The sequence below is a fragment of the Myxococcus llanfairpwllgwyngyllgogerychwyrndrobwllllantysiliogogogochensis genome (assembly GCF_006636215.1).
In the GTDB taxonomy this organism is placed as follows: domain Bacteria; phylum Myxococcota; class Myxococcia; order Myxococcales; family Myxococcaceae; genus Myxococcus; species Myxococcus llanfairpwllgwyngyllgogerychwyrndrobwllllantysiliogogogochensis.
Genome location: NZ_VIFM01000009.1, coordinates 84,835 through 93,940, shown reverse-complemented (window position 1 = coordinate 93,940; position 9,106 = coordinate 84,835). Strand labels below are relative to the sequence as shown.

The following is a 9,106-nucleotide window of genomic DNA, read 5'->3' as shown; positions in this document are numbered from 1 at the left end:
CCCCCGAGGGCGCGCGTTCCCCCCATGCCCGCACAGACGCAGCCGCCCCAGGTGGGCCGCTGGCTGTGGACCTGCCGGGCCGGGTTCGAGCCCCACCTCTTCGAGGAGCTGGCCTGGGCGGGCATGGCCCCTCGCCTGCTTGGAGAGGCCCTGGTGGAGAGCGACTCGCAGCCGGGCCTCGTTCCCGCCTTCGCCCGCGCCGCCTGGCGGGTGGTCGCCTCGCTGCCTCCGGGAACACCCGACGTCCAGGCGGACGCGGCGGCCCGGGCCATCGTCTCCCTGCCGGGGACGGCCCCCTGGGTCCTCCAGTCCTTCACGCCCGACAGCCCCCGGGGCAACACGCTGGCGGCCGTGGCGGAGGCGCTGGAGGCGGCGGTGCGCACGCGGCTGCCCTCGGAGCGGCTGCTCGACGACGCGGCGCGGGCGCGGGAGTCCGGCGCCCGGCTGGTGACGCTGTGCGTGGCACCCGACGGCGTGACGGCCGTGGGCGCGGTCTCCGCGCGCGAAGCCCTGTCCCTGGCCCCTGGAGGGCGGCGACGCATGCGCCGGGAGGTCGAGTCCCCCTCGCGCGCCGCCATGAAGCTGGAGGAAGCGCTGGATGGCCTGGCCTTCGAGCCGGGGCGCGGCGACGTCTGCGTGGACCTGGGCGCGGCGCCCGGGGGTTGGACGCAGCGACTGGTGGCCCGGGGCGCGAAGGTGGTGGCGGTGGACCCGGCGAAGCTGATGCCCGAGCTGGCCTCGAATGGCCGGGTGAAGCACATCCAGGAGAGCGCCTTCTCCTATGCCCCCGAGGAGCCCGCAGACTGGCTCTTCTGCGACATGGCGTGGCGTCCGCTGGAGGTGGCCCAGCTGCTCGCCAAGTGGGGGCGCCGAGGCTGGGCAAGCCACCTGGTGGCCAACATCAAGCTGCCCATGAAGGACAAGAACCCGGTCCTCCTGCGCGTGCGCCACACGCTCGTCGAGGAGGGCGGCTGGGAGGGCCTCACCGTCCGGCAGCTCTACCATGACCGGGATGAGGTGACGGTGACGGCCCACCGGCTGCGCTGACGGGAAGCCCCTGCGCGGGGCCTCGCGACGCGCTAGAGAAGCGATTCAGATGCCCTATCCGCTCGACGACGCCACCGCCACCGCCCTCATCGCCCTCCACCCCTGGGTGCTGACCCGCAGCCCCCAGGCGCCCGTGCAGGCCGCCGTCGAGGTGCTCCTCCAGGCCGAGCAGGCCCGTCGCGGCCACCCGGACCCGAAGACGGGCGCGCTCCAGGTCCCCGCCCTCACGCAGGGGAGTCTCCTGAAGGAGGAGTACGACCTGTCCACGCATGCGCACCATGACGGCTGGCGCGTGGGCGCCGTCATCGCGGATGTGAAGGAGATGATTTCCCTCAACGCCCGCTTCGGCTTCGCCATTGGCGACGCGATTCTGCGCGCCACCGTGGAGTCGCTCGCCGCGCAGTACCCGGGCGCCAAGGTGATTCGCCTGCACCCGGACGCCTTCGCCGCGCTGCTGGTGCCCACCTCGCAGCTCACCGTGAGCGCGGACCTGGCTGGCCCCACCCACGAGCGCCTCTCACGCGACGTGCGCCGGGTGCTCCCCGAGGGCACGCCCGACACGGACGCCCCGAACTGGACGGTGAGCCTGCTGGAGGTGACGGTGGACTCGCCCTCGCACTGGCAGGTGCTGGGCCCGCTGCTCTGGGCCGAACTGGAGCGCGCCCACGTCATGCAGCGCAGCGGACGCGCCGATGGACTCCAGCAGCGACGGCTCCGGCTGGACGCATCCATCCCAGGGCCCGCCACGCTCTCTCGTTGAGGAAGGCCAGGGGGACTCTGCGTCCCAGGGGCGAGCCAGAAGGCCCGACGTCCCTGGGGTTCAACACCCGCAACCACCCTCCCGAGCCAGGCCCGGGAGGCACCGCGCACTCCGAGGACTACTCCTCGAGGATGAACTTGCGCGGGTTCTGGGGGATGCCGTTGACGCGGACCTCGTAGTGCAGATGCGGTCCGGTGGAGCGGCCCGTGTTGCCGACCGCGGCGATGAGCGAGCCGCGCTTCACGCGGTCTCCCGCCTTCACCAGCATCTTCGCCAGGTGGCCGTAGCGCGTCTTGATGCCGTAGCCGTGGTCCACGACGATGACGTTGCCGTAGCCGCCCTCCAGGCCCGCGAACACCACCGTGCCGTCCGACGGCGAGAAGACTTCCTTGCCATGGGGCGCGGCGATGTCGAGACCCGCGTGCATGACGCGGTCGGCGGTGTACGGGTCCACTCGCTGGCCAAAGTCGCTCGTCACCCAGCCGCGCGCGGGCCAGACGGACGGCGTGGAGGCGAGCAGCGACTTCTGGTCCTGGAAGTACGCCTGCAGCTCCTGGAGGCTCTGCTCCTGACGGGTGGCCTCCGCGCTCAGCTTGTCCAACCGGCCCATCAGCAGCTTGGGCGTCTCGGTGGTGGTCAGCTGGGTGAACTGGGTGTCCGTCGTCGGCACCTGGGTGCCCGCTTCCGGCTCCGTGGGGCCCATGGCCAGGTTGCGCTGCGGGTCCGACAGCAGCGTCATTGCCCGGAGCTTCTGGTCGAACCGCTCCACCCGGTCCAACGTGGAGCCGATGTGCTCGATTCGCTCCCGCACCGACTTGAGCTGCGAGCGCAGCGTCAGGTTCTCCTCGCGGAGGATGCGGTTCTCGGAGGCGTCCGCCGCCACCTGGAAGTAGTGGATGCTCGCACCCGCGCTCAGTCCCACCACCAGCATCAACCCCATCCCCACCTGCATCAGGAACGAGCGTTGGATGGTGTACCGCTTCACCGGCGCGTCATGGTCCGGGATCACCATCAACGTGAAGGACTTTTTCGCCACGGGACAGCTCCCTGCTTGCGTGGGACATCCGGCGCCAGAAGCTAAGTCGCTCCGTGTCGCCCAACACCTCCCCCCACCGCCACACCCCGCCTGCTTCGTCTCCCGGCGACGTCTGCCAGGGTTGGAAACGTTTGGGCAGCTACCATTCAGTTTCCAAGAGTGTCAAGGTCAACAGTGACCTGACGAGGTGTTTGTCGGCCACGGGGCCGGGTGCCTCAGGGGGCGACCCGCACCACGATGACGGTGATGTTGTCGTCGCCGCCGCGCTCGTTGGCGAAGTCGACGAGACGCTTGGGCACGTCCTCGAAGCTCTGCGCCTGGGCCACGACCTCGTGGATTTCGCGGTCCTCGAGCATGTTGGCCAGGCCGTCCGAACACAGCAGGAACACGTCGCCGGGCTCGGAGACGAGCCCCATCACGTCCACCTGGACTTCCTCTTCGAAGCCCACGGAGCGGGTGATGATGTTCTTGTAGCGGGAGTGCTTGGCCTCCTCCGGCGTAATCATCCCCGCCTTGATCTGCTCGTTGACCAGCGAGTGGTCCTCGGAGATCTGCTGGATGAGGTCGCCCCGGATGAGGTACGCGCGGCTGTCACCCACGTGGGCGAAGAAGGCGTGCTCATCGCGCACCACGAGGGAAATCACCGTGGTGCCCATGCCGGACAGCCGTGGGTCTTCCTGCGCCGCCGTGTAGATGGCGAGACACGCCTTCTCCACGGCCGTGCGCAGGGCCTCCGGTATCGGTGAGTCCTGGAGGTTGGGCACGGACAGGAACGGATTGTCCTTTCCCTCCCGAGCCCGCCGGAGCTCCTTGTCGATGGTCTCGACGGCGATGCGCGACGCGGTACCGCCGCCGGCATGGCCGCCCATTCCATCCGCCACGACGTAGAGCTGCAGCTCATCGTCGATGAGGAAACTGTCCTCGTTGTGGTTGCGCTTCCGCCCGACGTCCGTCAGGCCAGCGGAAACGACTTTGAGGCGGGAGGCCGCGGTCAGCCCTGCGGTGTTGGACACACCAATGATGCTATGTGAGACCCACCGATGGGGCAAGGACACGGATGACCTTGCAGCGCGTCAAGCCAATCTTCGGAGGCGGCCACGGGGTCCTCCCTCGGGTCCGGACTCCCGCCGGGTCCTCGGTGCCCCCAGGGAACGGTGGGCCGAGCGCACCAGGGCCTCCGCCGCCCCCAGCGCCTCCCTCGTGACCTCCACGCCGGACATCATCCGGGCCAGCTCCCGCGTGCGGTCCGCGCCCGCCGCCAGAACAGTCACCTGGGAGACGGTTCGCTCCGCCTTCACCGCCTTGCGGATGAGCAGATGGGCGTCCGCGTAGGCCGCCACCTGGGGCAGATGGGTGATGCAGAGCACCTGACGGTGACCGCTCACCTCCTTGATCATCCGCCCCACCACGTCTGCAATCGCGCCGCTGACGCCCGCGTCGGCCTCGTCCAGCACGTAGCAGCCACACGCGTCGCTGCCCGCCAGGGCCCGCTTCAGGGCCAACAGCAACCGGCTCGCCTCACCACCCGAGGCCACCTTCGCCAGGGGCCGCGCCGGCTCACCGGGGTTCGCGCTGAAGAAGAACTCCACCTCGTCCGCGCCATCCGGACGCAGCGTTTCCCCGGGCGTCACGCGCACCTCGAAGGCCGCCTTGCCCATGGCCAGGTGCCCCAGGCCCTCGCGCACCTGCGCGGAGAACTCCACCGCGCTCGTCGTCCGGGCCTTCGACAGCACCCGGGCCGCCTTGCGCGCGCGCTCCTCCACCTTGCGCCGCTCCGTGGCCAGCTCCTCGAGCACTTCCTGGCGGTTCTCCAGCGTGCCCAGCTCCGCCTCGATTTCGCCGCGCTTCTTCAGCACGCCGTCCAGCGTGGCGCCGTGCTTGCGGCACAGCCGCTTGAGGCCATCCAGCCGCTCGTCCACGTCCGCCAGCCGCGTCGGGTCCGACTCCAGCCCCTCCACGTACCGGTTGAGCCGCCGCTGCGCCTCCTCCAGCTCCGACAGGGCCGTGCTCAGCGACTGCGCCACCGGCGACAGCGTCGCGTCGAACTTCACCGCGTCGTGCACCAGCCCCAGGGCGCGGCCCACCGTCTCCAGCGCCGAGGCCTCTTCCCCCGCCACGAGGAGCTCCGCTTCCGCCCCGAGGCGCTTGAGCTTCTCCGCGCTCGACAGGCGCTTGCGCTCGACGTCCAGCTTCACGTCCTCGCCCGACTCCGGGTCGATGCGCGCGATTTCGTCGAGCTGGAAGCGCAGGAACTCCGCGCGCTCCCGCACCTTCGCCTCGTCCCCACCCAGGGCCTCCATGCGCGCGTCCACCTCCCGCAGCGCGGAGTACTCCCCGAAGTAGGACGCCAGCGCCACCTCCACCTCCCCGTACCTGTCGAGGAGCACCCGGTGCAGGCCCGAGTCGAAGAGGCTGACGTGCTCGTGCTGCCCCGCGAGGTCCACCGCCCCCCGCGTCAGCTTGGCCAGCACCCCCACCGTGACGAGGGCGCCGTTGACGTAGACCTTGCCCCTTCCGGTGCGCCCCAACACGCGACGCACCAGCACCTCCTCGCCCAAGTCTGGAAGGCCCAGCTCCTCCAGGCGCGCGCCCAGCACCGGCGTGCGTGCGAAGACGCCCTCCACGGACGCCTCCTCGCAGCCGGCGCGGATGACATCCGCGTCCGCCCTGCCTCCCAGCAGCAAGCCCAATGAATCCACGAGGATGGACTTGCCCGCACCTGTCTCACCCGTGAGGACGGTGAGGCCGGCTCCGAACGCCACCTCCACCTCCTCGATCACCGCCACGTTCGAAATCCGCAGACCCAGCAGCACGCGCGCCCTCCAATGTCCGTACGACGGCCCTGGCACTGAACACCCTAGCAGGTCCCACTGACACTGCACAGGCGTTCTGGTCAGCCGCACGGATGGCGGGCGGGGGGAGGGCGGAGTTCCGTTGGAACCCCAACCCTCCCCTCCGTCTCAGGACTGGCTCTCGGTGAAGAGCTCCTGGATGTCCTGCTCGGTGAGGGTCCTCGCCATCTCGTCACCCTCTCCACCGAGCACTCCGGCGGCGAGGTCTCGCTTGCGACGCTGGAGGGAGAGAATCTTCTCCTCCACCGTGCCGCGGGTAATCAGCTTGTAGCTGATGACGGCGCGCGTCTGACCGATGCGGTGCGTACGGTCCGTGGCCTGGTCTTCCACGGCCGGGTTCCACCACGGGTCGAAGTGGATGACGTAGTCGGCCGCGGTGAGGTTGAGGCCGGTGCCACCCGCCTTCAAGGAGATGAAGAACAGGGGCGGTCCGTCCGGGCGGTTGTACTCGTCCACCTTGCCCATGCGGTCCTTGGTGCGACCGTCCAGGTAGAGGTAGCGCAGGCCCTTCTTGTCCGCTTCCTGCTTGAGCAGCTCCAGCATCTCCGTGAACTGGCTGAACACCAGGGCCCGGTGGCCTTCCGCCACCAGGTCCTCCACCAGCTCCATGAAGCGCTCGACCTTCGCGCTGGGCGGCAACAACGTGCCCGGGGGCATCTTGAGCAGGCGCGGATCACAACACACCTGCCGCAGCCGCATGAGCGCGGCGAGAATCGACACGCGGCTGCGCTTGAAGCCGACCTTCTCGATGCTCTCGCTGACCTTGCGGCGGCTCTCCTCCATCACCTCGCGATAGAGGGCGGCCTGACCCGGCTCCATCTCGCACCAGGCGACGCTCTCCGTCTTCGGCGGCAGGTCCTTGGCCACCTCCGTCTTCAGGCGACGCAGGATGAAGGGCTGGATGCGCCGGCGCAGCCTGTCCCTCGCGGAGGCGTCGTTCGCCACCTGGATGGGCTGCTCGTACCTATCGCTGAAGCTGTCCGCGCTGCCGAGGAAGCCCGGCATGAGGAAGTCGAAGATGCTCCACAGCTCCGACAGCCGGTTCTCCAGCGGCGTACCCGTGAGCGCCAGTCGCGTGTCGCTCGGGAGCGACTTGCACGCCTGCGCCGTGGCGCTGTCCGCGTTCTTGATGTTCTGCGCCTCATCCAGAATCACGAAGCGGAAGCCCACCTGGGACAGCTGATCCAGGTCTCTTCGCACCAGCGCGTAGGACGTGAGCACCAGGTCCATGCCCTTCAGGTCCTCGGCGCGCTCCTTGCGGTCCTGCCCGTGCCACACCATGGCCTTGAGGCCCGGGGTGAAACGCTCCGCCTCGCGCTCCCAGTTGGCGAGCACGCTCGTGGGCGCCACGACGAGCGACGGCTTGCGCCCCTCTTCGTTCGCCATCTTCTGCAGGAGGCTGAGCGACTGCACCGTCTTGCCCAAGCCCATGTCGTCCGCGAGGATGCCGGACAGGCCATGGCGGCGCAGGAACCAGAGCCAGGACAGGCCCGCCTCCTGGTAGTGCCGGAGCGTGGCGTGGAGCCCGTCGGGCACCGCGACCTTCGGCACACCCGCCGTCTCGCGCAGCTCCAGCATCGCCTGCCGGGCCTTCGCCTCCACCTCGGTGAACTCACCCAGGTCCGCGAGCAGGTCCAACGCCACCGCCTGGTGCAACGGCAGCCGCGTGCGGGACCGGCCCGGCAGCGCACCCGCCTCTTCCAGCAGGTCCGCCACGCGCTTGATTTCGGCCGGGTCCGCTTCAGCGAACGAGCCGTCCTTCAGCGGCACGAACTTGCGGCCGGAGTCCAGCCACATGCGCACCGCGCCCAGGTCCACCGCCTGGTCGTCCGTGACGAACTCGGCGTCCAGGTCGAACCACTGCACGCCGCTCATGCCCACGCGGATGCGCGGCTTGAGCTTCGGGCGCAGCCGCACCTTGGGCGCCTGCACGCCGAAGCGCTCCCACTCCGCCGGCAGCGAGGCGAGCCCTCGCGCCCAGAACTCCAGCGCCACGTCGCCCGTCGCGTCGAACACCTGCGCCTGCGGCTCGAAGCGCAGGCCCTGGTCCAACAGCAGCTTGCCCGCGGCTCGCTCCAGGTCCTCGCGACGACGGTACAGCTTGCGGCTGTCCCCACCCACGCCACTGGCGTAGCCCAGGTGCGTGGCCGTGGGAGACACCGGCGCCGTCGTCTGCCCGTAACGCGCGGCCAGTTGCGCCTTCACGCGCTCCGGAGTGCCCTCGAGCGTCAGCACGAAGTGCGGCTCCACCGCCTCGTCCACCTCGATGTCGTCCGCCTTCAACGACATGCGGAAGCGCGGCAGGTGCGCGGCGAAGAACGTCAGCACCCGGTCCAACTGTCCCGAGGGGAAGGACATGCTGGGCTCCAGCAGCCACTTGCGCAGCAGCCGGGGCGGGAAGTCGGGCTCCACCGGGTGGAGGTTCTGCGCCTGGATGACCCAGGTGCGCCGGCCCGACAGGATGATGACGTCCTTGAGCGAGTAGCTCAGCCCGTCCGGGAAGAGCAGCTCGATGCGCGCCGTGGCGCCGTCCGGCCGGGACTCCAGGCGAATCTGCGGACGGATGGGCACTTCCGTGTTGATGAGCGCCGTGCCCCGGTAGATGACCCGCCGCTGGCGCAGCAGGTCCATCGCCTCGCTCAACTCCTCGTCCGACAGGACGATGCGCGAGTCGTAGCGATGCTCGTGGCGCGACAACGCCATGAAGACGCGCTCGTCGGCGGGGGAGATGCGCCCCCCCGTCTGGAGGGTCCGCTTGACGTGGATGGGCCCCTTGGTCTGCGCGTCCTGCCGACGCACGTCCACGACCCACTGGCGACTGCCCGAGTTCGTGTTCGCCGCCGTCAGCCGGTAGAAGAACTCATAGTCCGGCTGCGAGGACAGGCCCAGCCAGCTCTCCACCTTCGCGAGCGCGGGCAGGTTGACGGCGTCCACCACGGGGCCTTCCGGCTCCACGGGGACCTCGTTGTCCACCACCTCGTTGTTGCCGTTGGGCGCGGTGGGTTCGACAGGCGCGGCGACCACCGGCTGGGGCCGGGGAGGCGGCCGGAAACGCGCGGCATAGATGAGCGCGGCGGCCACCACATGCTTGCAGTGGGGACCATCGACGTTCCACGACTGACACGTGCAGGTGGACGTGGCTCGACCGTCTCCGAGCGCGAGCACGACTTCATAGCGCTCGCCCGTGGAGGAGGCGACCTGCGCGCGGATGTGGTCCCCTTCACGTTGGAGCCCGAAGACGCGGCGGGACTCCGCCACTTCTCGGCCCTTCTTGAAGATGGTGGGTTGGACTTCAGCCTTCAGGGCCCTGAGCCACTGGGTGTCCTGAGGAGGGAGGGCGTCTCGGATGTCGGCGGTGGATTGCACGGCTGGCACAGGCCCCTGGCTCCTAAGCGCCGGGGAACCCCTGCC

6 protein-coding genes are annotated in these 9,106 nt (G+C 69.7%); 2 read left to right on the top strand and 4 right to left on the bottom strand.

All coding sequences use genetic code 11. From position 1 onward, the window contains the following. A partial coding sequence (gene rlmM, locus FJV41_RS04070; protein WP_246136978.1) for a 23S rRNA (cytidine(2498)-2'-O)-methyltransferase RlmM occupies positions 1-1,047 on the top strand: 1,047 nt, incomplete at its 5' end. A gap of 49 nt (positions 1,048-1,096) precedes the next feature. Next, positions 1,097-1,807: a nucleotidyl cyclase domain-containing protein gene (locus FJV41_RS04065; protein ID WP_141641071.1), complete on the top strand. Its 711-nt coding sequence runs from the start codon at positions 1,097-1,099 to the stop codon at positions 1,805-1,807. A 118-nt stretch (positions 1,808-1,925) separates the two neighbouring features. On the opposite strand, the gene FJV41_RS04060 is transcribed toward FJV41_RS04065, so the two are convergent. The 4 genes from FJV41_RS04060 to FJV41_RS04045 form a co-directional block, all read right to left on the bottom strand. Continuing rightward, positions 1,926-2,843, bottom strand: a complete 918-nt coding sequence (locus tag FJV41_RS04060) for a M23 family metallopeptidase (protein WP_141641070.1) — start codon at positions 2,841-2,843, stop codon at positions 1,926-1,928. 215 nt (positions 2,844-3,058) lie between these two features. Beyond that, positions 3,059-3,856: a Stp1/IreP family PP2C-type Ser/Thr phosphatase gene (locus FJV41_RS04055; protein ID WP_141641069.1), complete on the bottom strand. Its 798-nt coding sequence runs from the start codon at positions 3,854-3,856 to the stop codon at positions 3,059-3,061. A 60-nt stretch (positions 3,857-3,916) separates the two neighbouring features. Next, on the bottom strand, positions 3,917-5,656 hold the full coding sequence (gene recN, locus FJV41_RS04050) for a DNA repair protein RecN (protein ID WP_141641068.1): 1,740 nt from the start codon (positions 5,654-5,656) through the stop codon (positions 3,917-3,919). A gap of 147 nt (positions 5,657-5,803) precedes the next feature. Continuing rightward, positions 5,804-9,070, bottom strand: a complete 3,267-nt coding sequence (locus tag FJV41_RS04045) for a DEAD/DEAH box helicase (protein ID WP_246136977.1) — start codon at positions 9,068-9,070, stop codon at positions 5,804-5,806. Between the last annotated feature and the right edge of the window lie 36 nt (positions 9,071-9,106).